Raw genomic sequence first — 25,844 nt, forward strand, 5'->3', positions numbered from 1 at the left:
GGAAGTATGAGTAGAAATGCAATAAAATATCTGGCAATGGCAGCTATGTTCTGTAATCATTTTGCCTATATATTTTTAAAAGAAGGCAGTACAGGGCAGGAAGTTATGGTTGATATCGGGTATTTTACAGCCATTACTATGTGCTATTTCCTTGTGGAAGGATATCATTACACAAGATCTGTAAAGAACTATGCACTGCGGCTGCTTGTATTCGGGATCCTTTCGCAGATACCCTTCATGCTGGCATTGAAACAGACGAACCTGAACATGATGTTCAGCCTTCTTCTATGTCTGGGAGTGGTGTGGGTTGCAGATCATGTAAAACATAAAGGGGAGAAAATGCTATGGATGTGCGTGCTGGTAATCTGTTCGCTCTGGACGGACTGGGCACTTCTGGCACCGGTATTTACGATGCTGTTTGTAAATGCATATGGGGACAGGAAAAAAGTATCACTGGCATATGGAAAAGCAGCGGGACTCTTCTTTCTGTTGAATGTGTTGTCATACAGGGCGGACTGCGGGCTGGAGAGTGCGCTCATACATTCTGCATGCGCCTGTATCGGGCCGGCAGCATCGGGAGTGGTTATACAGTGTATGTATAACAAAGCAGACAAAACAGCACACGGCTGGGAAAAATGGTTTTTCTACGGATTTTATCCGGTGCATCTTCTGCTTCTCTGGATGATACAGTTTGCAAAAGTATAGATGGAACGGTTATAATAATACCGGGGTGTGACGGATGCGGAAAAAACGCAGAAGGACGGCTCCGGTATTTTTTTGAAGCAGGCAGGTAGAGAATATGGAAAAAGAAAAGCTTGATAAAATGTATGATATCTGTTTCTTTGATCTGGATGGCACGATCATCGATTCTTCACCGGGAATTACGAATTCGGTGATGTATGCGCTGGAGAAATTCGGAATTGAAGAGACCGAACGGGAAAAATTATATAAATTCATCGGTCCGCCGCTTACCGATTCGTTCGCCAGATTCTATGGATTTGACGATGAGAAAAGCTGGAAGGCGGTGGAGTATTACAGGGAATATTATCAGGATACGGGGATTTTTGAGTGTTCGGTGTATCCCGGATTTGAAAAATCATTAAAGGCATTGAAGGCAGCAGGAAAAAGACTTTTTGTCGCGACGTCCAAACCGGAAGTATATGCGAGAAGGATCATTGAACATTTTGATCTGGATCAATATTTTGAATATGTGGCAGGTATGGAACTGGACGGAGGCAGAGGCAGTAAGGCAGAGGTGATCGGATATTTGATCGATACCTGCCGGGTGCAGGATAAGAAGAGGATACTGATGATCGGTGACCGTGAACATGATGTGCTTGGGGCAAAGCAGGAAGGGCTTGACTGTATGGGGGTATTATACGGATTCGGCAACCGTGAAGAACTGGAAAAAGCAGGCGCAGTATACGTTGCCGGGACGCCGGAAGACATTGCCGGGATCATCCTGAAATAATGCGGTAATCCTGCATTTTGTGAAAAATGTAAAAATATGGGTGCCAATACTTGACAAAAGAAGAAGTAGTTGTTATTATAAAAAAACAGAACGCACTCTGTTTTTTATAAATGATAGAAAAGAGGTGCAATATGCAAAGAGTATTTTCATTATTGGTAGACAATAATCCCGGTGTATTAAGCCGTGTATCCGGACTGTTCAGCAGACGAGGATACAGTATCGACAGTATAACTGCCGGAGTTACGGCAGATCCGAGATTTACCAGAATTACCATTGTGGCCAGCGGAGATGAGCTGATCTTATCGCAAATCGAAAAGCAGGTCAGAAAGCTGGAAGATGTCATTGAGATCAAAGTACTTCATCCGGAAGATTCGGTATATCGCGAACTGATCATGGTGAAGGTTCGGGCGAATAAGACGGAGAGAACGGAGATCATATCTGTGGCGGATATATTCCGCGCGAAGATTGTTGATGTAGAGAAGGATTCCCTGATGGTGGAACTGACAGGAAATGGTTCAAAAGTAGATGCGTTTCTGGAACTTCTGGAAGGTTACGAGATTCTTGAACTTGCAAGAACAGGTATTACCGGATTACAGAGAGGAATCAAGGATGTAACAGTCATTGATCAGGAAGGAAACATCAACACATTATAATTGATATATTATAATGGACAAACAGTAACACATTTTAATCAGACATTAAACAGAGACGAGCCCGGTGGAAGGGCGACCCCTTGTTTAAGAAAATAAAAAATCATTTATTTTTTAGGAGGTATGCTATAATGGCAGCAAGAATTTTTTATCAGGAAGATTGTAATTTATCAGTATTAGAGGGACAGAAGATCGCTATCATCGGTTATGGTAGCCAGGGACATGCACATGCTCTGAACTTAAAAGAGTCTGGATGCGATGTTATCGTTGGTCTTTATGAAGGAAGTAAATCATGGGCAAAAGCTGAAGCTCAGGGATTCAAAGTATTCACAGCAGCTGAAGCAGCAAAACAGGCTGACATCATCATGATCCTGATCAACGATGAGTTACAGGCAGATATGTACAAGAAAGATATCGAACCAAACCTTGAAGAAGGTAACATGTTAATGTTCGCGCATGGTTTCAACATTCACTTTGGATGCATCAACCCACCAAAGAATGTGGATGTAACAATGATCGCTCCTAAGGCACCGGGACACACAGTAAGAAGTGAGTATCAGGCTGGAAAAGGAACACCTTGCCTTATCGCTGTAGAGCAGGATGCTACAGGAAAAGCTTGGGATCGTGCACTTGCATATGGTCTTGCAATCGGTGGAGCAAGAGCTGGTCTTCTTGAGACAACATTCAGAACAGAGACAGAGACAGACCTCTTCGGTGAGCAGGCAGTACTTTGCGGTGGTGTTTGTGCACTTATGCAGGCTGGTTTCGAGACACTTTGCGAAGCTGGATATGATCCAAGAAACGCTTACTTCGAGTGTATCCATGAGATGAAACTGATCGTAGACCTGATCTATCAGTCAGGATTCGCTGGAATGAGATACTCTATCTCTAACACAGCTGAATATGGTGACTATGTAACAGGACCTAAGATCGTTACAGCTGAGACAAAGAAAGCTATGAAACAGATCCTGACAGACATCCAGGACGGAACATTTGCAAAAGACTTCTTATTAGACATGTCTCCAGCAGGACGTCAGGTACACTTCAAAGCTATGAGAAAACTTGCTTCAGAACATCCATCAGAGAAAGTCGGAGCAGAGATCAGAAAGCTTTACAGCTGGAATGGAGAAGACAAACTGATCAACAACTAATCAGATCTGTAAGAATACGATACATACAAAAAGGATATGGCATCAGCCATATCCTTTCAGACTGTAGACAAAGTCCAGCAATTGCTGGGCTTTTCTACTTTTAGAACCGTCTTTCTGATATAATAAATATCAGAAGGCGGTGTTTTTTATGATGACTAAAAATGCAGATAAAAAAAGAGAACAAATGCTTAGGTTTTGTATGGATGACATGGTTCCTCAGAATCATATGCTCCGTTTAATTGATAAGGCAATCGATTGGACTTTTATCTATGATCTGGTTGAAGATAAATATTGTTTAGATAATGGGCGACCAAGTATGGATCCTGTAATGCTGATAAAAATACCTATGATTCAATACCTCTATGGAATCAAAAGTATGAGACAGACCATGAAAGAAATCGAAGTTAATGTTGCTTATCGTTGGTTTCTTGGACTGGATATGCTGGATCCAGTCCCGCATTTTTCTACATTTGGAAAGAACTATACCCGCCGATTTAAGGACACGGATCTTTTTGAACAGATTTTTTCGAAGATTCTTGAAGACTGTATGAAATATAAACTTGTTGACACGGAGCAGATATTTGTGGATGCAACGCATGTGAAAGCATGTGCGAATAGTAAAAAAATGAGAAAACGCATTGCACGTGAACAGACACTTTGGTATGAAAAAGAATTAAATAAAGAGATTAAAAAAGACCGAATCGCACATGATAAAAAACCGTTGAAAGATAAGAAACCTCCGAAGCCTCCTTTGTCTGGAAATGGAGATGCAGATCATCCACAAGATAAAGAGGACGTTTCCGAAGATGTAAAAACACAAAAATGTAGCATCACCGATCCAGAAAGTGGATGGTTTCGAAAAGGAGAACACAAACATGTTTTTGCTTATGCAATAGAAACGGCCTGTGATAAACATGGATGGATTCTTGGATATAGTGTACATCCGGGAAATGAACACGACAGCCGAACATTTAAATCGCTGTATGACAAATTAAAAGGATATCAGCCAGAAATGATCGTTGCAGATGCTGGATATAAAACACCGGCGATTGCCCACTTACTATTGGAAGATGAAATTAAACCTTTGTTTCCGTATAAACGGCCAATGACAAAAGAAGGATTTTTCAAGAAATATGAGTATGCCTACGATGAGTATTATGACTGTTATATATGTCCCGAAAATAAAATACTGACTTATCATACTACGAACAGAGAAGGATATCGGGAATATAAAAGTTTTGGACTATTCTGCGAAAACTGTCCACAAATATCCCAATGTACAGAAAGCAAAGACCATACAAAAATGATTATGCGTCATGTATGGGAAGAAGATATGGAAAAAGCAGAAGAGATCAGATATGGGATAGGAAACAAACAAATTTATCAATTGCGAAAAGAAACTATCGAAAGAATCTTTGGAACAGCCAAAGAGCAGCATGGTTTCCGTTATACACAATACATAGGAAAAGCACGGATGGAAATGAAAGCCGGGCTTACCTTTGCATGCATGAATTTGAAAAAACTGGCAAAGATACTGGAACTCCGAGGCAAGATTAAGTCCAGTATTTCTTATATTTTTAAGAATGAGTCGAAATATTGGTTATATAATGAGAAATGGTGCTGGGAATAGATCCCAACACCAACTTTGTCTACAGTCTGAAAGGATATGGCATCAGCCATATCCTTTTTATTATGGACTTTACGGTTGTATTTATAACAAAAAGCCCGGATCATTGACGGGATGATCCGGGCTCGAAATTTGCAACTCGAGTTTAATCTCTATTATTAAGCAATTCCGTTAACAGCTTTTGTCAGACGGGAAATCTTTCTAGAGCATGTGTTTTTGTGGTAAACACCCTTGCTTCCAGCTTTGTTGATTTCAACGATTGCAACTTTTAATGCTTCTGCAGCAGCAGCGGCATCTTTCTTAGCTACAGCTGTTTCAACTTTCTTTACGCAAGTTTTTACTTTAGACTTGATTGCTTTGTTTCTAGCAGCTTTTGTTTCGTTTACTAAAATTCTTTTCTTTGCAGATTTGATATTAGCCAATTTGTCCACCTCCGATATCAATGTATTTCGATTTTTATAATTCGATTTCCAGTTCGTTAGAGCCGGACACGGACGATCTAACGAAACATACGAATTTATTTTAGGACATGAATTAGATTCTGTCAATACATATTTCTGAAAATATTGGAAAAACTAGTATTAATTTAAGAAAGGATGGAGAAAACGATGGTGGAAAAGTATACGATCCGGACGGATCTTGCGATGGAGCAAAAAGAACGGTTTGAATCAGATCATGTAGAAGTGTCCGGCGTTGTACTGGAAGAAGAATACGATGAAGAGAGGGAGATTAAGATTACAACCGTCAGGATTGAAACGGAGAACGGGGCGAAGATGATGGGAAAACCGGTGGGAACATATCTTACATTGGAAGTCCCTGATATGGCATCGGCAGACGATGGATATCACAGAGAGATATCAGAAACTCTGGCAGGATTTTTGGAAAAATATGTGGAAAATGAGGAAACGAAAAAAGAGCATTCGAAAGAAAAGGGATGCTCGATATTGACAGTAGGGCTTGGTAACCGTGAAGTGACGCCGGATGCGTTGGGACCATATGTGGTAGATCAGTTGAATATCACCAGGCATATGGTACAGGAATATGGAAGATATGGCGTAGAAGAAGAAAGCCGGATCGTAAGTGCAATCGTTCCGGGAGTGATGGCGCAGACAGGGATGGAGACGGCAGAGATTGTGCAGGGAGTCGTAAAGGAGACAAAGCCGGATATGATCCTGGTGATCGATGCGCTGGCGGCAAGAAGCAGTAAAAGACTGAACCGGACCATACAGATCTCGGATGCCGGGATCCATCCCGGAGCGGGTGTGGGGAATCACAGAAGCGTGATCACGAAAGAGACGATGGGAATCCCGGTGATCGCGATCGGTGTTCCGACGGTAGTGGATGCCGCAACGATTGTAAATGACACGATGGAGAATTTTATTGCGGCACTGGAGACGTCGGAGAATTTGAAAGGGGTAGGTGTCGTATTGCAAGGATACAATTCTGCGGAAAAATACGAACTGGTAAAAGAACTGATCGCACCACATCTGAACGGAATGTTCGTAACACCGAAAGATATCGATGAGACGATAAGAAGGATCAGCTATACCGTCTCGGAGGCATTGAATCTGTTATTTTCAGGAAAAGCAGGGGAATCAGAAAAAAAGAAGAAACAGCATAGAAAGTGAGATGACTGCATACCTTACCTTTAGAAAGTAGAGCGTAAGATTAACAAAATATCGGGGTGTGCAGGTGTGAAAGAACAAGACATGCAGAGCAGATGCAAAAAATATATACAGCATGCGGTGAGGATCATTGCCGGATGTTTTCTGATCTGTATCATGAAAGAAACAGGTGTCGGAAACGGAATAATAAATGAAAGGGTTTTTGCAGAAAAAGGGAAACAGGAGATTGCGGACGGTGCTGTCAGAATGATGCTGCCGGCACTTGTCTATGCGGCAGAAAAGGATCAGACGGATACTCCGTCAAAGGATCTGGCATGGGCAGTGATGCGGTGGTTATGGCCTGCCGGTGCATTTATGACAGAACAAGGGAAGGAAGAGACGGCCGGCGAAGATTCCAGGACGTATGCCATGATACTGGAAAAACAGGAAAATGATGAGAACGCTGTAGATAAAAATGGCAAACTGATCACACAGAATCCGGATACAGAGGAGAAGGAGACATGGAAAACACCAGTGGTAAAAGCAGATATTTCCATGGAAAAGCTAAGAGATTATGAATATCTTATGAGTCATTTCTATACCGTGGACAGCAGTACTATGGCAGATGAGGGACTGATCAATGCAGATAAGCTGATGGGAAAAGATATGAAATTAAATCCGGATACAAAAGGGGCTAAAGTCCTGATCTACCACACGCATTCCCAGGAACAATTTGCAGATTCTGTCCCGGGAGATGCCGGTACATCAATTGTGGGAATGGGGACGTATCTGTCTGAACTTTTGAATCAAAAGTATGGAATATCCACATATCATCACGAAGGGGTATATGATCTGGTGAATGGAAAACTGGATCGGAGTAAGGCGTATCAGCTTGCAGAGCCGGATGTGCAGAAAATACTGAAAGAGAATCCGGCTATCGAAGTTGTGATCGATCTTCACCGGGATGGCGTGGCGGAAGGGACGCACCTGGTGACAGAGATAGACGGTAAGCCGACGGCGCAGATCATGTTCTTCAACGGGCTCAGCAGGACGCGGGCAAATGGAAATATCAGTTATCTGTCCAACCCATACCTGGAAGATAACCTGGCATTTTCCCTGCAGATGGAGATTGCAGCGGCAACATATTATCCGGGATTTGCCAGACACATTTTTCTGCGTGCGTACCGTTATAATATGCATTTCAAGCCAAAGACACTTCTGATCGAAGCCGGAGCGCAGACCAATACAGTGGAAGAGATGCGCAATGCGATGGAGATTCTTGCAGAACTTCTGCATCAGGTGTTGTCTTGATTCAAAAATATTTTTATGATAAGATATTCAAAGTATGGAAAAATCTGTATGATCCTTATGAATAATATATGACAGAATAGCTTTCAGCATTTTTCATACGGATGAAACGGAGAAAGGATATAGAAAGAATGGCGAAAAAGAATACATATGATGCGGGCAGTATCGCGATCCTGGAAGGACTGGAAGCGGTAAGAAAAAGACCCGGAATGTATATAGGAAGTGTTTCTACCAAAGGCCTGAACCATCTGATTTATGAGATCGTGGATAATGCGGTGGATGAGCACCTGGCTGGATACTGCAACGAGATCCATGTGACATTGGAAAAAGATGGATCAGCAACGATCGCAGATAACGGACGTGGTGTGCCGGTAGACCTTCATGCGACCGGCGTATCGGCGGCACGTGTGGTATATACGACACTTCATGCGGGCGGAAAGTTCGACGATTCGGCATACAAGACCAGCGGGGGACTCCATGGTGTCGGTTCCTCTGTCGTAAATGCATTGTCAACTTATATGGATGTACAGATCAGCAGGGACGGATATATCCATCATGACAGGTATGAACAGGGAAAACCGGTGATCGAACTGGAAGACGGATTATTGCCGACGATCGGAAAGACAAGAAAGACCGGAACGAAGGTGAATTTCCTTCCGGATGATACTATATTTGAAAAGACAAAGTTCAAAGCAGAAGAGGTAAAAAGCAGGCTTCATGAGACAGCGTATCTGAACCCGGATCTTAAGATCGTGTTCGAAGATAAGAGGGGAGCGGAGCCGGAACAGGTCATTTATCATGAGCCGGATGGAATCCTTGGATTCATCCGCGAACTGAATCACAAAAAAGAAGTCGTGCATGATCCGGTGTATTTCAAAGGGGAAGCAGAAGGCATCGAAGTTGAGGTGGCTTTCCAGTATGTCAATGAGTTCCATGAAAATGTGCTTGGTTTCTGCAATAATATCTATAATGCAGAGGGAGGAACGCATCTGACCGGATTCAAGACGACGTTTACGACAGCAATCAACCAGTATGCAAGAGAACTTGGAGTTTTGAAAGAAAAGGATGCGAATTTTACCGGGGCGGATATCCGTAACGGTATGACTGCAATCGTATCGATCAAACATCCGGATCCGAGATTCGAAGGACAGACCAAGACAAAGCTTGATAACCCGGATGCGGCGAAAGCTTGTAGTAAGGTGACGAATGATGAGATCATCCGCTTTTTTGACCGGAATCTTGAGACCCTTAAGAAGGTGATCGGATGTGCAGAAAAGGCGGCAAAGATCCGCAAGACGGAAGAACGTGCGAAGACCAATCTGCTGACAAAGCAGAAATACTCATTTGACAGTAACGGAAAGCTTGCCAACTGTGAGAGCCGTGATGCGTCAAAATGTGAGATTTTCATTGTGGAGGGGGATTCTGCCGGAGGTTCTGCAAAGACGGCCAGAGACCGTATGTTCCAGGCAATCCTGCCAATCCGTGGTAAGATCCTGAATGTGGAAAAAGCAAGTATCGATAAAGTACTGGCAAACGCAGAGATCAAGACAATGATCAATGCATTTGGCTGTGGATTTTCCGAAGGATACGGAAATGACTTTGACATCAGCAAACTGCGTTATGATAAGATTATCATCATGGCTGATGCGGACGTGGATGGTGCCCATATCTCGACACTGCTCCTGACGTTGTTCTACCGCTTTATGCCGGAACTGATCTTTGAAGGACATGTCTATATTGCGATGCCGCCTCTTTACAAGGCGATGCCGAAGAAGGGCGAAGAAGAGTATCTGTATGATGACAAGGCACTGGAAAAATACAGAAAGACACATGACGGTCCATTTACCTTGCAGAGATACAAAGGTCTTGGAGAGATGGATGCGGAGCAGTTGTGGGAGACTACCCTGAATCCGGAGACCAGGATCCTGAAACTGGTAGAGATTGAAGATGCGAGAATGGCATCCGGTGTAACCGAGATGCTGATGGGATCGGAAGTACCGCCGAGACGTTCCTTTATCTATGAGAATGCGACGGAAGCGGAACTTGATATATAGAATAGGAGAGAGAAAATGCAGGATTCACAGATCATCAGAACCGAATATTCGGATGTGATGAAAAAATCATATATTGATTATGCGATGAGTGTAATCATTGCCAGAGCCCTGCCGGATGTAAGAGACGGATTAAAACCGGTACAGAGACGTACACTTTATGACATGCATGAACTGGGAATACGGTATGATAAACCGTACCGTAAGTGTGCGCGTATCGTCGGAGATACCATGGGTAAATATCACCCGCATGGGGACAGCTCCATCTATGATGCACTGGTGGTCATGGCACAGGAATTTAAAAAAGGGATGGTCCTTGTAGACGGACACGGTAACTTTGGTTCGATCGAAGGAGACGGTGCAGCGGCAATGCGTTATACCGAAGCGAGGCTTGCGAAGATCACGCAGGAAGCATATCTGGCCGATCTGGACAAGGACATTGTAGACTTTGTGCCAAACTTTGACGAGACAGAGAAGGAACCGGCCGTACTTCCGGTACGTATTCCGAACCTTCTGGTCAACGGTGCGGAAGGTATTGCGGTCGGTATGGCAACCAGTATCCCGACACACAATCTGGGTGAGGTTGTGGATGGGGTGAAAGCCTACATGAAAAATGATGAGATCACGACCCGACAATTAATGAAATATATCAAAGGACCGGACTTCCCGACAGGAGGAATCGTGGTCAATAAGGACGACCTGCCACAGATATACGAGACAGGAACCGGAAAGATCAAGATCCGCGGAAAAGTTGAAGTGGAAGATGTGAAGGGCGGAAAGAAGCGTCTGGTTATCACAGAGATCCCGTATACGATGATCGGTGCGGGAATCGGAAAATTCTTAAATGATGTCTGCAATCTGGTGGAGACCAAGAAGACAACGGATATCGTAGACATTTCCAACCAGTCATCCAAAGAAGGCATCCGTATCGTCATCGACCTGAAAAAAGGTGCAGATGTAGAAAACCTGACCAATATGCTTTATAAGAAGACCAGACTGGAAGATACTTTCGGAGTAAATATGCTGGCAGTTGCAGACGGAAGACCGGAGACCATGGGTCTGAAACGTATTATTGAGGCACATGTAGACTTCCGGTTTGACATGGCAACGAGAAAATATAATACACTGCTGAAGAAAGAACAGGATAAAAAAGAAATCCAGGAAGGTCTGATCAAAGCGTGTGATGTAATCGACCTGATCATTGAGATCTTAAGAGGAAGCCAGAGCATAAAAGATGCAAAGGCATGTCTGGTGAACGGTGAGACAGAGAATATCAAATTCAAGTCTTCTATTTCAAAAAAAATGGCAGGAATGTTAAGGTTTACAGAGCGTCAGGCAACTGCGATCCTGGAAATGAGGCTCTATAAACTGATCGGTCTGGAGATTGAAGCACTTCAGAAAGAGCACGAGGAGACACTTGCGAAGATCGCAAGATATGAAGATATCTTGAACAATTATGATTCTATGGCAGCTGTCATCATGGAAGATCTGGACCGTATCAAGAAAGAATTCGCAAGAAAGAGACGTACGGTTGTAGAGAATGCAGAAGAGGCTGTGTTTGAAGAGAAGAAAGTGGAAGAGCAGGAGATCGTATTCCTGATGGATCGTTTCGGATATGCGAAGACGGTTGATGTCAGTACGTATGAGCGTAATAAAGAGGCAGCAGATAATGAAAATAAATACATCCTGCACTGCATGAATACCGGCAGGATCTGTATTTTTACAAAGGATGGGAAGATGCATCAGGTGAAAGTGATGGATCTCCCATATGGAAAATTCCGTGATAAAGGACAGCCGATCGACAATATCAGTAATTACGACAGTACACAGGAAGAAATTGTATATATCTGTGATTCCGAACAGATGCGGTATGCGAATCTGTTGTTTGTCACAAAGCAGGGCATGGTCAAGAAGGTCGGCGGAAGCGAATTCCAGGTAACAAAACGCACCATTGCGGCAACGAAACTTCAGCCGGAAGATGAAGTCGTGAATATCAGGGTGGTGACGGAGAACCAGCATATTGTACTGCAGACGGCAGATGGATTTTTCCTGCGTTTTCCGGCAGCAGAAGTTACGGAGAAGAAGAAAGGCGCGATCGGAGTGCGGGGTATCCGCTTGAAAAAAGACGATGCATTGACGAATGTATACCTGTTTGAAGAGGGAACTGAGTGTAAGATTTCATACCATGAAAAAGAAGTCACCCTGAACCGTCTGAAGCTTGCAAAACGAGATGGTACAGGAACAAAGTACAGAGGGTAAACGATATGATACAGAACATTGAACCACATGTATATAGAAATGAATATGTCCCAGAGCCGCCAAAGGAAGACAGCGTGATCTTGTATTATGAAGGAAGAAAGATTCTGGTGAAGCTGGAAGATCAGGAGATTTCTTTCCTGACATTCAAAGAGGCTGCAGTCTGTTATCCGGATATCTATGAAGATTATACGTATCTCTTCTCGATTGACGGACAGGGATACTATCTGACGGATGGGATCGACCCGGCAGACTTTCCGGGGTTTGAACTGAAGGATAATCAGTATTTCCGCAAGGCCAGACCAAAGTACAGACAATTTGCCGCAGTGACAGGATGGCAGCTTTACCGCTGGTATCAGTCACGGAAATTCTGCGGCCACTGCGGGCAGCCTATGGTACATGACGACAAAGAACGTATGATGCGTTGTCCGGATTGTGGAATGATGGAATTTCCGAAGATATGTCCGGCGGTGATCATAGCTGTCACACATGGAAATAAGATCCTGATGTCGAAGTATGCGGGAAGAGAATACAAAAAGTATGCACTGCTCGCAGGCTTTAATGAAACGGGTGAATCCATTGAGGAGACAGTAAGGCGTGAGGTCATGGAAGAAGTCGGACTGAAGGTAAAGAATCTGCGGTATTATAAGAGTCAGCCGTGGTCCTTTACCGATACACTGCTGATGGGATTCTTCTGTGAACTGGACGGGGAAGACGGTATCACGCTCGATACCGATGAACTTGCTATGGCAGAGTGGTTTGAAAGGGAGCAGATGCCGGTAGAGGCCGAAGATCTGAGCCTGACAAATGAGATGATGATGGCATTCAAACATGGAAAAATGTAAAAAATACGCAAAATCCCTTGATTTTGCAGAAAAACGGTGCTATAGTTAATTCAGTTACATAAATCAACCGGCAGAAGAGTGGACATATCGTTCACTCTTCTTTGTTGCATATCAAAGTATGCAGCAGAATCTGACAGCAGCAGATCCTGCAGATAAGCAGGTGAAAAGCATAAATGAAAGAAGACCGGCTGATCGTATAACGTAGATAAATAAGGTCTGCATAAGGAGGATTTTAGATTGTCAAAAAGAGAAATGTATGAACAGAAAACAGAAGAGATCCTGCTTCCAATCGTGGAAGAGTATGGATTTGAACTGGTGGATGTCGAATATGTAAAAGAAGGAAGTAACTGGTATCTTCGTGCATATATTGATAAACCGGGCGGAATCGGAGTGAATGACTGTGAGGCTGTAAGCCGCAGACTTTCCGACATTTTGGATGAGAAAGATTATATCGAAGATTCCTATATACTGGAAGTCAGTTCACCCGGACTTGGCAGACCGCTGAAGAAGGAAAAAGACTTCAGAAGAAGCCTTGGAGAAGAAGTCGAGATCAGAACCTACCGCATGATTGACAGACAGAAAGAATTCACCGGAATCTTAAAAGATTACGATGAGACAACGGTTACGATCGAGATGGAAGATGAGACTGAGAAAACATTTGAAAAGAGCGAGATCGCACTGATCCGATTAGCGTTTGATTTTTAAACGGCATGGATAAGCAAGGAGGAAAGACCATGAATACAGAATTATTAGAAGCGTTAAATATACTGGAGAAAGAGAAAGATATCAGCAAAGAAACACTGTTAGACGCCATTGAAAATTCACTGATGAATGCCTGTAAAAACCATTTCGGTAAAACAGATAATATCAAACTGATCATGAACAAAGAAACATGCGAGTATCAGTTATATGCTGAGAAAACAGTTGTGGAAGAAGTAGAAGACAAACTGGAACAGATCAGTCTGGAAGATGCAAAAGAGATTGACAGCAAGTTTGAACTTGGTGATATCGTGCATATTCCGATCGAGTCTAAATCATTCGGACGTATTGCAACACAGAATGCCAAGAACCTGATCTTGCAGAAGATCCGCGAAGAAGAGCGTAAGGTTGTATACGATCAGTATTTTGAAAAAGAAAAAGATATCGTAACAGGTGTTGTGCAGCGTTATGTCGGAAAGAATGTCAGCATCAACCTTGGTAAGGCGGATGCTATGCTGACAGAGAACGAACAGGTAAAAGGCGAGGTATTCAAACCAACAGAACGTATCAAATTATATGTAGTAGAAGTAAAGAATACGACAAAGGGACCAAAGATCCTCGTGTCCCGTACACATCCGGAACTTGTAAAACGGCTGTTTGAATCAGAAGTTACAGAAGTGAAGGATGGTACCGTAGAGATCAAGAGCATTGCAAGAGAAGCGGGAAGCAGAACAAAAATTGCCGTATGGTCTAACGATCCTGATGTAGATCCGGTCGGAGCATGCGTCGGTATGAATGGAGCCAGAGTCAATGCGATCGTCAATGAGCTGCGTGGGGAGAAGATCGATATCATCAACTGGAGTGACAACCCGGCTATTCTGATCGAGAATGCATTAAGCCCGGCAAAGGTTATCTCTGTAATGGCTGATCCGGATGAAAAGACAGCCAGCGTTATCGTTCCGGATTATCAGTTATCTCTGGCAATCGGTAAAGAAGGACAGAATGCAAGACTTGCAGCAAGACTGACAGGATATAAGATCGACATCAAAAATGAAACGCAGGCAATCGAGTCCGGAGAACTTCCGGAAAACTACATGGAATTAAGCGAGGGCGTGTACGAAGAAGAGTATGATGACGATGCAGAAGAATTCGATGTAGAGAACACGGCAGATGCTGAATATGATGAAGACGACACAGAGATCACATTCGACGAAGTTGAGGACACAGAGGAATAGGTGATAATTCGTGGGAGTAAATAAAAAAGTTCCTATGCGCAAATGCGTAGGATGTCAGGAAATGAAGAGTAAAAAAGAGATGATTCGTGTCATCCGCACATCGGAGGGAGAATTTCTGCTGGATGCGACAGGAAGAAAGAACGGACGCGGTGCTTATCTCTGTCCGAATGGCGGCTGCCTTGCAAAAGCAGTGAAGAACAAAGGCCTGGAGAGATCCTTTAAGCAGGCTATTCCAAAAGAAGTGTATGAAGCACTGGAAAAGGAGATGGAAGTACTTGAGTCAGAATAAAGCATTATCTATGATTGGTCTGGCTACAAAAGCCGGCAAGGTTGCAAGTGGAGAGTTCTGTACGGAGAAAGAAGTAAAATCCGGAAGAGCATGTCTTGTGATCGTTGCAGACGATGCATCCGATAATACCAAGAAGAAATTTCAGAACATGTGTGACTTTTATCAGGTTCCGATCTATTTTTACAAAGACAAAGAGACATTGGGGCATGCAATGGGAAAAGAATTCCGCGCATCTTTGGTGGTCCTTGATGAGGGATTCGCAAAAGGTATCCGGAAGCATATAGACACAGAGAATCAGACAATTGCGTAGAGGAGGCAGATCATATGTCAAATAAAGATATAGAAACAAATATAAACGAAAATACAGAAAAATCAGAAACACCAAAGAAAAAGAATATCGTGCATGTATTCCGTCCGCAGAATACACAGAACGGCGGTAATAAAGGAAGAAGATCCGGCGGAAACCGTCAGAATTCCGGACAGGGAAAACAGATGCAGGCAAATAACGGCCGTCCGGCAAAGCGCCCTGCGGCACAGAACACAGCAACAGGAGAGGCACAGGCTCCAAAGAGAACAGAGAGGCCGGCAGCAGAAAGAGCACAGGGCAGACGTCCGGAAAGAAACGAAAGACCGGACAGAAATGAAAGAACAGAAAGAACAGATAGATCAAACAGAGACGACAACAGAAATAACCGCGGCAGCGACAGACGCGGCGGTGGAAGAGACGGACGTAGTGATCGTCAGGAAGGAAGAGGCGGACAGAGATTCCAGAGAGGTGACCGTCCGCAGAATGGACGTTCCGACAGAAATCAGGGAGACCGCGATAACAGATATGACAACAACCGTGGTGATGACAGACAGGGACGCAAATTCGGAGAAAAATCAGATAACAGAAGAAATGACAGAAGAAATAACACAAGCATTCCGGCTCCTGCAATCGAAGGGCAGAAACCACAGAGAAAGAATGCCAAGGGAAAAGACGATCACAAGAAGAAAGATTATCGTCGTGATGATGAAGAAAGAATGCCAAAGGGTAAGAAGAAAAACGAGCCGAAGCAGCAGCTTCAGAAACCACAGCAGAAAGAGCAGAAGGTAGAAGAAGAGATCAAACAGATCACAATCCCGGAAGTTCTGACAATCAAAGAACTGGCAGACAAGATGAAGATCGTACCATCTGTGATCGTGAAAAAGCTGTTTATGCAGGGCAAGATCGCTACTGTAAACCAGGAAATCGATTACGAGACAGCAGAAGAGATCGCACTGGAATTCGATGTTCTGTGTGAGAAGGAAGAAGTTGTAGATGTAATCGAAGAACTTCTGAAGGAAGACGAAGAGGACGAAAAGAAAATGAAGAAACGTCCGCCGGTAGTCTGTGTTATGGGTCACGTTGACCATGGTAAAACTTCTCTTCTGGATGCGATCCGTCATACCAATGTTATTGACCGTGAGGCCGGTGGTATCACACAGCACATTGGTGCGTATGTTGTAGAAATCAACGGAGAGAAGATCACATTCCTGGATACTCCGGGACATGAGGCGTTCACAGCAATGCGTATGCGTGGAGCAAGTTCTACAGATATCGCTGTTCTTGTAGTAGCAGCAGATGATGGTGTTATGCCGCAGACAGTAGAAGCGATCAACCATGCAAAGGCTGCGGGTGTAGAGATCATCGTTGCTGTTAATAAGATGGATAAACCTAGTGCCAACATCGACCGTGTAAAACAGGAACTGACAGAGTATGAACTGATTCCGGAAGACTGGGGTGGAAGCACGATCTTTGTTCCGGTATCTGCCAAGACAGGTGAAGGACTGGAAGATCTGATGGAAATGATCGCTCTGACAGCAGAAGTAATGGAATTAAAGGCAAATCCAAACCGTCGTGCCAGAGGTCTTGTCCTGGAAGCAAAACTGGATAAGGGAAGAGGTTCTGTTGCCAATATCCTGGTTCAGAAGGGAACACTTCGCGTCGGAGATCCAATCGCTGCCGGTTCTGCGTTTGGTAAAGTAAGAGCCATGATGGATGATAAGGGAAGAAGAGTCAAAGAAGCAGGCCCGTCTACACCGGTAGAGATCCTGGGACTGAATGATGTACCGAATGCCGGAGAGGTTATCGTTGGATGCGGAAATGAAAAAGAAGCAAGAAACTTCGCAGAGACATTTATCTCACAGAGCAAAGTAAAACTTCTGGAAGAGACAAAATCCAAACTTTCTCTGGATGATCTGTTTACACAGATCCAGGAGGGTAACTTAAAAGAACTTGGAATCGTCGTAAAAGCAGATGTACAGGGATCTGTAGAAGCAATCAAACAGAGCCTGCTGAAACTCTCGAACGATGAAGTGGTCGTTAAGATCATCCACGGTGGTGTTGGTGCGATCAATGAATCGGATGTAAGTCTTGCTTCTGCATCAAATGCTATTATCATCGGATTCAATGTACGTCCTGATGCAACTGCAAAAGAAACGGCAGACCGTGAAGGTGTAGACATTCGTCTGTACCGTGTCATCTACAATGCGATCGAAGACGTAGAAGCGGCCATGAAAGGTATGCTGGATCCTGTATTTGAGGAGAAAGTACTCGGACACGCAGAAGTACGTCAGACATTCAAGGCTTCGGGAGTCGGAACAATTGCCGGATCTTATGTCCTTGATGGTCTGTTCAAGAGAGACTGTTCTGTCCGCCTGACACGTGACGGTATTGTAATATTTGAAGGACCTCTGGCATCACTGAAGAGATTCAAAGACGATGTAAAAGAAGTAAAAGCAGGTTACGAATGCGGATTCGTATTTGCAAACTTCAATGACATCAAAGAAGGTGACCTCGTAGAGGCATTTGAGATGGTAGAGATTCCACGCTAGGAGTTGATATAAAAATGAGAAAAAGAAGTATTAAGAATACAAGAGTAAATACAGAGGTGCAGCACGAGTTATCGAACATCATCCGCGGGGGCTTAAAAGACCCGCGTGTTGCACCGTGGACTTCGGTTGTAGCCGCAGAAGTTGCGCCGGACCTTAAGACATGTAAGGCATATATCAGTGTGCTCGGAGATGCTTATGAGCAGGAGCAGACGATCAAAGGCCTGCAGAGCGCGGAAGGATATATCCGCCGTGAGCTGGCCAGAACACTGAATCTGCGTAACACACCGGAGATTAAGTTTGTACTGGATCAGTCCATTGAATATGGTGTCAATATGTCAAAGAAGATTGATGAAGTAACCAGGGACCTGAAAACGGAAGGTGTTGAGGAAGATGCTGAATAAAGTATTGGAAAATGTGTCGTCGATCGCGATCGGCGGACATATACGTCCGGATGGAGACTGTGTGGGTTCCTGCGTGGGACTCGGACAGTATATCCGCGAGAATTACAGTGATAAAACCGTAGACATTTATCTGAAAGACATCCCGGAATCTTTTCATTTCTTAAACGGAACAGAGACAATTCTGGAGTCTGTGGATAATGAAGAAAAAATATATGATCTCTTTATTTCCCTGGATTGTGGGGATACAGACAGACTGGAGTATTCCAAACCATTGTTTGTAAAAGCAAAGCATACATTCTGTGTAGATCATCATATCAGCAACATTGGTTTTGCAGAGGTCAATCATATCGTTCCGGAAGCAAGTTCAACATCAGAGCTGGTATACGGACTGCTGGATGAAGAGAAGATTTCTAAAAATGTAGCGGAAGCACTTTATCTTGGAATCGTGCATGATACGGGAGTATTCCAGTATTCCTGTGCCGGACCGGAGACATTCCGGGTGGCTGCAAATCTTCTGGAAAAAGGCATTGACGGGCCGAAGATCATAGAAGATACATTCTATGCGAAATCTTATGCGCAGAATCTTGTGATGGGCCGTGCACTGATGGAAAGTATCCTGTTTTTAAATGGAACAGGTATCGCGTCCTATATTCGGAAAGATGTGATGGATTTTTACGGTGTGGGACCTAAAGATCTGGAAGGAATTGTAAGCCAGCTTCGTGTGACAGAAGGAGTAGAGGTTGCTGTATTCATGTATGAGTTGAAACAGAATGAATTCAAAGTAAGCCTCCGTTCCAAAGAGAAAATCGATGTCAGCAAGATCGCACAGTATTTTGGCGGCGGTGGTCATAAGAAGGCATCTGGGTTTACAATGACAGGAACACCGTTTGATGTGCTGAACAATCTGTCCAAACAGATCGAAGCACAGATGGAAAAACTGGAAAAGACACAGGAGCAGTAAACTATGATACACGGAATCATCAATGTGTATAAAGAAAAAGGGTTCACTTCCCACGATGTAGTAGCAAAACTTCGTGGGATCGTGGGACAGAAAAAGATCGGACACACCGGAACACTTGATCCGGATGCGACAGGTGTTCTTCCGGTTTGTCTGGGAAAAGCAACAAAGCTTTGTGATCTTCTGACGGATAAGGATAAGACTTATGAGGCAGTTATGCTTCTGGGTAAAACGACTGATACACAGGATATTACAGGCGAGATTCTGGAAGAAAGAAGTACAGAATCACTTACGGAAGAGAAAGTAAGAGAAGCAATCGAAAGCTTTATCGGAGATTATGATCAGATCCCGCCGATGTATTCGGCACTTAAGGTGAACGGGAAAAAGTTATATGAGCTTGCCAGAGAAGGAAAGGTCATAGAAAGAAAAGCCCGTCCGGTTAAGATCCTGGATATCAGGATCCTTGAAATGGATCTGCCAAGAGTCCGTATGGAAGTAGCGTGTTCCAAGGGAGCCTATATCCGGACGCTTTGCCATGATATCGGAGAAAAGCTTGGATGTGGCGGATGTATGGAATCACTGATTCGTACAAGAGTATCGGCATTTCAGATAAAGGATGCAAAGACGCTGGCAGAGATCGAAGCGTTAAAGCAGGAAGGAATGCTTGAGAAAATTCTTGTGCCGATCGATGAGATGTTCCCGTCTTATCCGAAGATCACGGTAAAAGATGACTGGAAAGCATTTGCGAAAAACGGGAATCCACTGGAACTTAAGATGTTGAAAGAGGCAGATGGACAGAATGAAGAAAATCAGGTGCGTCTGTATGAGGAATCGGGTAAATTCATTGCCATTTATCAGTGGAAAGAAAAAGAAAAAAAATATCACATCGTCAAGATGTTTTTTAACGAGTAAACGAGGAAAAAATGACTATGCAGTATATCAGGGAGCTTGCGGAATATAACGAAAGCGGCAGGGCAGCGGTGACTTTTGGAAAGTTCGATGGATTACACAGAGGCCATCAGATGCTGGTGAAGAAAGTCCGTGAATTAGGAGAACAAGAGAAGTTAAACAGTATCGTATGTTCGTTTGACATGAGACCGTTATGGAAGGAAATGGGAATCACCCCGGAACTTCTGATGGTCGGAGAAGAACGGCAGGAACGGGTAAAAGACGAAGTGGATTACCTGATCGAATGCCCGTTTACCGAATCTTTCCGTCAGAAAAGTGCGGAAGATTTTATACAGGAGATCATTCATGATCTCTTTCATGCCAAATATGTTGTGGTAGGAACAGACTTTACATTCGGATGTGAGAAACGCGGGGATGTGCATATGCTGGCGGAATATGCAGATCAATATGACTATCAGCTGATCGTCATAGAAAAAGAATGTTATCATGACCGGATCATCAGCAGTACTTATGTAAAAGAAGTGGTAAAAGCCGGAGATGTGGAACTGGCAGAAAAGCTGCTTGGTTATCCATTTGAAGTAGAGGGGATGGTCGAACATGGCAGACAGCTTGGCCGTACGCTCGGATTTCCGACACTGAATGTTGCATGGCCTGACGGGAAGATCGTGCCGGCACACGGAGTCTATTTCTGTAAGATTGATGTACAGGACAAGACCTATCCGGGGATTGCAAATGTCGGTATTAAGCCCACTGTAACGGAAGAGAAGAAGTTGTTGATCGAAGCGTTTCTTTTTGGATATTCGGGAAATGCATACGGAGAAAAAGTTCGTATTAATCTTAAGGAATTCCGGAGACCGGAACAGAAATTTGACGGGATCGATGCGCTGAAAAGACAGATTGATAAGGATATTGCAAAGGGAATGGAATATTTTGGAATTGTATAAATTTCTCTTTACACAGGGAAGTTCATATGATATACTAAGCAACGTTGAAGCCGGTGTTCGGTAACTGGAAACTCCAACCGTTACTTAATATCAGGCGTTTTAATTTAAGAGAATACAGGAGGAAACAAACATGATTTCTAAAGAACAGAAAGAACAGATCGTAGCACAGTATGGCAGAACAGCAGGAGATACAGGATCACCGGAAGTACAGATCGCTATCCTGACAGCAAGAATCAATGATCTTACAGATCATTTCAAAGCTAATCCAAAGGATCACCACTCAAGAAGAGGACTTCTTAAGATGGTAGGACAGAGAAGAGGACTTCTTGCATACCTGAAGAAGACAGACATCGAAAGATATCGTGCACTGATCGAGAAACTTGGATTAAGAAAATAATTCATGCTTTTTATGGGGACATTCGGAAGAATGTCCCTTTTTCATTGTCGGAATAAGCAATAGAAGTCATCGGCGGCAGATTATGTGAACGATTTTGGGTATAGCTTTTTGTGAAAGTGTATGCTATAATAAATAAGATTGTGGATTGGGAAAACTTCACCGAGACCACTGAAAAGTATATTTGATATAAAAATGTGTTTTTCAGTAGTTTCGGGGTGATCTTGAACCACAAAAGAAAAAATAAAGGAGAACACATTTATGTATAAAACATTTGAGATGGAACTCGCCGGAAGAACCTTAAGAGTTGATGTCGGCAGAGTTGCAAAACAGGCAAATGGTGCTGTGTTAATGCATTATGGTGATACAACTGTACTGTGTACAGCAACTGCTTCAGAGAAGCCAAGAGACGGAATCGATTTCTTCCCACTGAGCGTTGAATACAACGAAAGAATGTATGCAGTAGGAAAGATCCCTGGAGGATTCAATAAGAGAGAGGGGAAAGCATCTGAAAACGCAATCCTTACATGCCGTGTAATCGACCGTCCGATGAGACCACTGTTCCCAAAGGACTACCGTAACGATGTAACACTGGAGAACCTTGTATTATCTGTCGATCAGGACTGTTCACCGGAGCTTACAGCTATGCTTGGTGCAGCAATCGCAACAACAATCTCTGATATCCCGTTTGACGGACCGATCTCTACTACACAGGTAGGTCTGGTTGACGGAGAATTCGTATTCAACCCTACAGCAGCTCAGAAAGCAGTGTCTGACATGGCTTTAACGGTTGCTTCAACAAAAGAGAAAGTCATCATGATCGAAGCAGGAGCAAACGAAGTTCCTGAGCAGCAGATGATCGATGCGATCTTTGCAGCGCATGAATTAAACCAGAAAGTAATCGCATTTATTGACACAATCGTGGCAGAATGCGGAAAACCAAAACACGAATATGAAAGCTGTGCAGTTCCGGAAGAACTCTTTGCAGCAATCAAAGAGATTGTTACTCCGGAAGAGATGGAAGTAGCAGTATTCTCCGATGATAAACAGACAAGAGAAGAGAATATCCGTGCCGTAACAGAAAAATTAGAGGAAGCATTTGCTGAAAATGAAGAGTGGCTTGCAGTTCTTCCGGAGGCTGTATATCAGTACCAGAAGAAGACCGTACGTAAAATGATCTTAAAAGACCACAAACGTCCGGACGGAAGAGAGATCGACCAGATCAGACCACTTGCGGCAGAAGTTGACCTGATCCCTAGAGTACATGGTTCAGCAATGTTCACTCGTGGACAGACACAGATCTGCAATATCTGTACATTAGCACCACTTTCTGAAGCTCAGAAACTGGATGGTCTGGATGAAGCAGAGACAGTCAAGAGATATATGCACCACTACAACTTCCCATCATACTCTGTAGGTGAGACAAAGCCATCCAGAGGACCGGGACGCCGCGAGATCGGACATGGAGCACTGGCAGAGCGTGCGCTGCTTCCGGTACTTCCAAGCGAAGCAGAATTCCCGTATGCGATCCGTACTGTATCTGAGACATTCGAATCTAACGGTTCTACTTCTCAGGCAAGTGTATGTGCATCTTCTATGTCACTGATGTCAGCAGGTGTACCAATCAAGGCTGCAGTAGCAGGTATCTCATGTGGACTTGTTACCGGTGATACAGACGATGATTATCTGGTGCTTACAGATATCCAGGGACTGGAAGACTTCTTCGGAGACATGGACTTCAAGGTAGCCGGTACACATAAAGGTATCACAGCGATCCAGATGGATATCAAGATCCACGGACTGACAAGACCGATCATTGAAGAGGCTATTGCTAAGACAAGAAAAGCAAGACTTTACATCATTGATGAAGTTATGAATAAAGCAATCGATGCTCCAAGAGCAGAGGTTGGAGAATTCGCTCCGAAGATCATTCAGATGCAGATCGATCCACAGAAGATCGGTGATGTTGTTGGACAGCGTGGAAAGACAATCAATGCGATCATCGAGCAGACAGGTGTGAAGATCGACATTACAGATGATGGTGCCGTATCTATCTGCGGAACAGATGCCAAAGGTATGGAAGAAGCACAGAAGATGATCCACATCATCGTCACAGATTTTGAGGCCGGACAGGTTCTGGAAGGAAAAGTTGTCAGCATTAAAGACTTCGGTGCATTCCTTGAGTTCGCACCTGGAAAAGAAGGAATGGTACACATTTCTAAGCTTTCCAAAGAAAGAGTGAATCGTGTAGAAGACGTTCTCACACTTGGCGATGTTGTTAAGGTTGTATGCCTTGGCAAGGACAAGATGGGAAGAATCTCATTCTCTATGAAGGATGTAGCGGAATAAGATTATAATTTAATATCAGATGTTATGTGAAAGCCTCGGATTTCCGGTAGTGGAAACCCGAGGCTTTTTTGTGTTTCTGGAAAAATACCAGTCATAATCTCCGCCCATCCACATATACATGGGTGTAAAGAGGTGATGAACATGAAAGAAGATACAATCTTAAAAGTCCTGCCATGGGATGTCAGAAGTATTATACAAAAGGAAAAGCTGGAGTTCGAATACTTACAGGAGATCCGTCTCCGGGAGGGAAAGCCGCTGATCTTCCTGTATCATGACACAGAAGTTATTCCCGGAGCGAAAGCCAGACGGCCATACCTGGTGACGAAAGATAATATCCGCGAAATGCTGGAATACATCAGTAATTATTCCCTATATGCGTGCGAGCAGGAGATGCGGCAGGGATTTATCACGATCGAAGGAGGACACAGAGTGGGATTGTCGGGACAGGCTATTATGGAAAATGGGAAGGTAAAGAACCTGAAATACATTTCCTCGGTAAATATCCGTGTGGCACATGAGATGATCGGATGCGCCGATGCGGTATTTCCCTATATTGTATGTAACCGGTTGTTATGTCATACATTGATCGTATCGCCGCCGGGATGTGGTAAGACGACACTGTTAAGAGATCTGATCCGTCAGATATCGGAAGGAAATTCCTGGCTTCCGGGACTTGCGGTAGGTGTGGTGGATGAACGTTCGGAGATTGGCGGCTGCTATATGGGTGTGGCGCAGAATCATCTTGGAATCCGTACGGATATTCTGGATGGGTGCCCGAAAGCAGAAGGGATGATCATGCTGATCCGTTCAATGGGACCGCAGGTGATCGCTGTGGATGAGATTGGGACACCGGAAGATGTACATGCCATAGAATATGCCATGCACTGTGGATGTAAGATGCTGGCGACCGTACATGCAGAGTCAATGGAAGAACTTAGAAAAAAACCACTGTTCAACCGGATGATCGGAGAAGGAAGGTTCGAACGGTATATTTTACTTGGAAATGACGCACACGTGGGACAGATCGAAGGAATCTTTGATAACAGGGGAAGCCTTCTATACAAAGAAATGATGGAAATGGCGAAATGATAAAAGGAATCGGGGCAGTCATGGTCATTCTTGCAGGCGGGGGCTGGGGAATGTTGCAGGCTGCAAAAATAGAAGAGTGTTACAGACAGATGCGATATCTGAGAAAACTGATTTTTCGGATCAGAAGTGAGATCCGTTATTCCAGACAGGTGCTTCCGGAAGCGTTTCTGCATGTAGGGAGCGAAGCGCAGGAGCCGTATAAGATGTGGCTGCTTTCTTTGTGCGAGAGGCTGACGAAAAGACAGGGTACAAGTCTGGCGGGAATATGGGAAGAAGAGACGAGAAAATATCTTGCGGAAACCGGAATCCCACAGGATATGACAGAGAGTCTGATACGCCTGGGCAGTGAATTGGGAACGATCGATATCGAGATGCAGGTAAGGACGCTGGATTTGTACCTGGAACAAATGGAACAGAAAATGGAGGACATGAGAACGGAGCAGAAGGAGAGAATCCGTCTGTACCAGTGTGTCGGAGTGACCGGAGGCATATTTCTGGCAATTATCCTCCTGTAAAAAATAGGAGGCAGTATATGAGTGTGAATCTGATATTTAAAATTGCGGCGGTAGGGATTCTTGTATCCATACTTTGTCAGGTGTTAAAGCACAGCGGAAGAGAAGAACAGGCATTCTTGACCAGTCTGGCAGGACTTTTACTGGTTTTATTCTGGATCGTGCCATATATCTATGATCTGTTTGAATCTATCCAGGATCTGTTTTCGTTATAAAATGTGTGATGTCTGAGAAGTATGTGCTATA

Annotated in this window: 25 protein-coding genes; 24 read left to right on the forward strand and 1 reads right to left on the reverse strand. The window is 43.9% G+C overall.

Annotation, left to right across the window (positions count from 1 at the left end; genetic code table 11):
- Positions 1–6 precede the first annotated feature (6 nt).
- The 5 genes from GT508_RS02290 (at position 7) to GT508_RS02310 (ending at position 4,902) form a co-directional block, all read left to right on the forward strand.
- Positions 7–705 (forward strand): TraX family protein, encoded by a 699-nt coding sequence (locus GT508_RS02290; RefSeq protein WP_161143490.1) that lies wholly within the window; start codon positions 7–9, stop codon positions 703–705.
- 94 nt (positions 706–799) lie between these two features.
- Complete coding sequence (locus tag GT508_RS02295; protein ID WP_161143491.1) at positions 800–1,471, forward strand: HAD family hydrolase; 672 nt, start codon at positions 800–802, stop codon at positions 1,469–1,471.
- A gap of 131 nt (positions 1,472–1,602) precedes the next feature.
- The gene (gene ilvN / locus GT508_RS02300; RefSeq protein WP_055214034.1) at positions 1,603–2,124 is read left to right on the forward strand and encodes an acetolactate synthase small subunit; all 522 of its coding nucleotides are present in this window, start codon (positions 1,603–1,605) and stop codon (positions 2,122–2,124) included.
- Between the two features lie 128 nt (positions 2,125–2,252).
- Positions 2,253–3,272 (forward strand): ketol-acid reductoisomerase, encoded by a 1,020-nt coding sequence (gene ilvC, locus GT508_RS02305; protein ID WP_055214036.1) that lies wholly within the window; start codon positions 2,253–2,255, stop codon positions 3,270–3,272.
- Positions 3,273–3,420: 148 nt separating this feature from the next.
- Positions 3,421–4,902, forward strand: a complete 1,482-nt coding sequence (locus tag GT508_RS02310) for an IS1182 family transposase (protein ID WP_161143492.1) — start codon at positions 3,421–3,423, stop codon at positions 4,900–4,902.
- Between the two features lie 155 nt (positions 4,903–5,057).
- Here the strand turns inward: GT508_RS02310 and rpsT are convergent, their stop codons facing one another.
- Positions 5,058–5,321: a 30S ribosomal protein S20 gene (rpsT, locus tag GT508_RS02315; RefSeq protein WP_028085796.1), complete on the reverse strand. Its 264-nt coding sequence runs from the start codon at positions 5,319–5,321 to the stop codon at positions 5,058–5,060.
- A 186-nt stretch (positions 5,322–5,507) separates the two neighbouring features.
- Between rpsT and gpr the strand changes: the two genes are divergently transcribed.
- From gpr to spoIIIAC, 19 genes are all read left to right on the forward strand, one after another.
- On the forward strand, positions 5,508–6,527 hold the full coding sequence (gene gpr, locus GT508_RS02320; protein WP_028085795.1) for a GPR endopeptidase: 1,020 nt from the start codon (positions 5,508–5,510) through the stop codon (positions 6,525–6,527).
- A 66-nt stretch (positions 6,528–6,593) separates the two neighbouring features.
- On the forward strand, positions 6,594–7,814 hold the full coding sequence (locus tag GT508_RS02325; protein WP_227080052.1) for a stage II sporulation protein P: 1,221 nt from the start codon (positions 6,594–6,596) through the stop codon (positions 7,812–7,814).
- Between the two features lie 128 nt (positions 7,815–7,942).
- A complete protein-coding gene (locus GT508_RS02330) occupies positions 7,943–9,865 on the forward strand; it encodes a DNA gyrase/topoisomerase IV subunit B (protein WP_028085793.1) in 1,923 nt (640 codons plus the stop codon).
- 15 nt (positions 9,866–9,880) lie between these two features.
- A complete protein-coding gene (locus GT508_RS02335) occupies positions 9,881–12,121 on the forward strand; it encodes a DNA gyrase/topoisomerase IV subunit A (RefSeq protein WP_161143493.1) in 2,241 nt (746 codons plus the stop codon).
- A gap of 5 nt (positions 12,122–12,126) precedes the next feature.
- Entirely contained in the window at positions 12,127–12,963 is an 837-nt protein-coding gene (nudC, locus tag GT508_RS02340) for an NAD(+) diphosphatase (protein ID WP_055283417.1), read from the forward strand.
- A 237-nt stretch (positions 12,964–13,200) separates the two neighbouring features.
- Positions 13,201–13,668 (forward strand): ribosome maturation factor RimP, encoded by a 468-nt coding sequence (rimP, locus tag GT508_RS02345; RefSeq protein ID WP_028085790.1) that lies wholly within the window; start codon positions 13,201–13,203, stop codon positions 13,666–13,668.
- Positions 13,669–13,697: 29 nt separating this feature from the next.
- Positions 13,698–14,897 (forward strand): transcription termination factor NusA, encoded by a 1,200-nt coding sequence (gene nusA, locus GT508_RS02350; RefSeq protein ID WP_144101009.1) that lies wholly within the window; start codon positions 13,698–13,700, stop codon positions 14,895–14,897.
- Between the two features lie 34 nt (positions 14,898–14,931).
- Entirely contained in the window at positions 14,932–15,186 is a 255-nt protein-coding gene (rnpM, locus tag GT508_RS02355; protein ID WP_055283529.1) for an RNase P modulator RnpM, read from the forward strand.
- Positions 15,173–15,496: a L7Ae/L30e/S12e/Gadd45 family ribosomal protein gene (locus GT508_RS02360; RefSeq protein ID WP_028085787.1), complete on the forward strand. Its 324-nt coding sequence runs from the start codon at positions 15,173–15,175 to the stop codon at positions 15,494–15,496. Before rnpM ends, GT508_RS02360 begins: the two co-directional genes overlap by 14 nt.
- Positions 15,497–15,510: 14 nt before the next feature.
- Positions 15,511–18,042 carry a translation initiation factor IF-2 gene (infB, locus tag GT508_RS02365; protein ID WP_117597411.1) on the forward strand — a complete coding sequence of 844 codons (2,532 nt, stop codon included), beginning with the start codon at positions 15,511–15,513 and terminating at the stop codon, positions 18,040–18,042.
- Between the two features lie 14 nt (positions 18,043–18,056).
- The gene (gene rbfA / locus GT508_RS02370) at positions 18,057–18,443 is read left to right on the forward strand and encodes a 30S ribosome-binding factor RbfA (protein WP_161143494.1); all 387 of its coding nucleotides are present in this window, start codon (positions 18,057–18,059) and stop codon (positions 18,441–18,443) included.
- On the forward strand, positions 18,433–19,404 hold the full coding sequence (locus tag GT508_RS02375) for a DHH family phosphoesterase (protein ID WP_161143495.1): 972 nt from the start codon (positions 18,433–18,435) through the stop codon (positions 19,402–19,404). The genes rbfA and GT508_RS02375 overlap by 11 nt, the downstream gene beginning before the upstream one ends.
- Positions 19,405–19,407: 3 nt before the next feature.
- On the forward strand, positions 19,408–20,313 hold the full coding sequence (gene truB / locus GT508_RS02380; protein WP_161143496.1) for a tRNA pseudouridine(55) synthase TruB: 906 nt from the start codon (positions 19,408–19,410) through the stop codon (positions 20,311–20,313).
- A 17-nt stretch (positions 20,314–20,330) separates the two neighbouring features.
- A complete protein-coding gene (gene ribF, locus GT508_RS02385; protein WP_161143497.1) occupies positions 20,331–21,254 on the forward strand; it encodes a riboflavin biosynthesis protein RibF in 924 nt (307 codons plus the stop codon).
- A gap of 130 nt (positions 21,255–21,384) precedes the next feature.
- Positions 21,385–21,651, forward strand: a complete 267-nt coding sequence (gene rpsO, locus GT508_RS02390; protein ID WP_006427570.1) for a 30S ribosomal protein S15 — start codon at positions 21,385–21,387, stop codon at positions 21,649–21,651.
- Between the two features lie 258 nt (positions 21,652–21,909).
- Positions 21,910–23,997: a polyribonucleotide nucleotidyltransferase gene (locus GT508_RS02395; protein WP_118224107.1), complete on the forward strand. Its 2,088-nt coding sequence runs from the start codon at positions 21,910–21,912 to the stop codon at positions 23,995–23,997.
- A gap of 141 nt (positions 23,998–24,138) precedes the next feature.
- Positions 24,139–25,086 carry a stage III sporulation protein AA gene (gene spoIIIAA / locus GT508_RS02400; protein WP_028085781.1) on the forward strand — a complete coding sequence of 316 codons (948 nt, stop codon included), beginning with the start codon at positions 24,139–24,141 and terminating at the stop codon, positions 25,084–25,086.
- On the forward strand, positions 25,083–25,601 hold the full coding sequence (locus tag GT508_RS02405; protein WP_161143498.1) for a stage III sporulation protein AB: 519 nt from the start codon (positions 25,083–25,085) through the stop codon (positions 25,599–25,601). Before spoIIIAA ends, GT508_RS02405 begins: the two co-directional genes overlap by 4 nt.
- A gap of 17 nt (positions 25,602–25,618) precedes the next feature.
- Positions 25,619–25,813: a stage III sporulation protein AC gene (gene spoIIIAC, locus GT508_RS02410; protein ID WP_028085779.1), complete on the forward strand. Its 195-nt coding sequence runs from the start codon at positions 25,619–25,621 to the stop codon at positions 25,811–25,813.
- The last annotated feature ends 31 nt before the right edge of the window (positions 25,814–25,844 follow it).

Source organism: Dorea sp. BIOML-A1 (assembly GCF_009875615.1).
Taxonomy (GTDB): domain Bacteria; phylum Bacillota; class Clostridia; order Lachnospirales; family Lachnospiraceae; genus Dorea_A; species Dorea_A amylophila.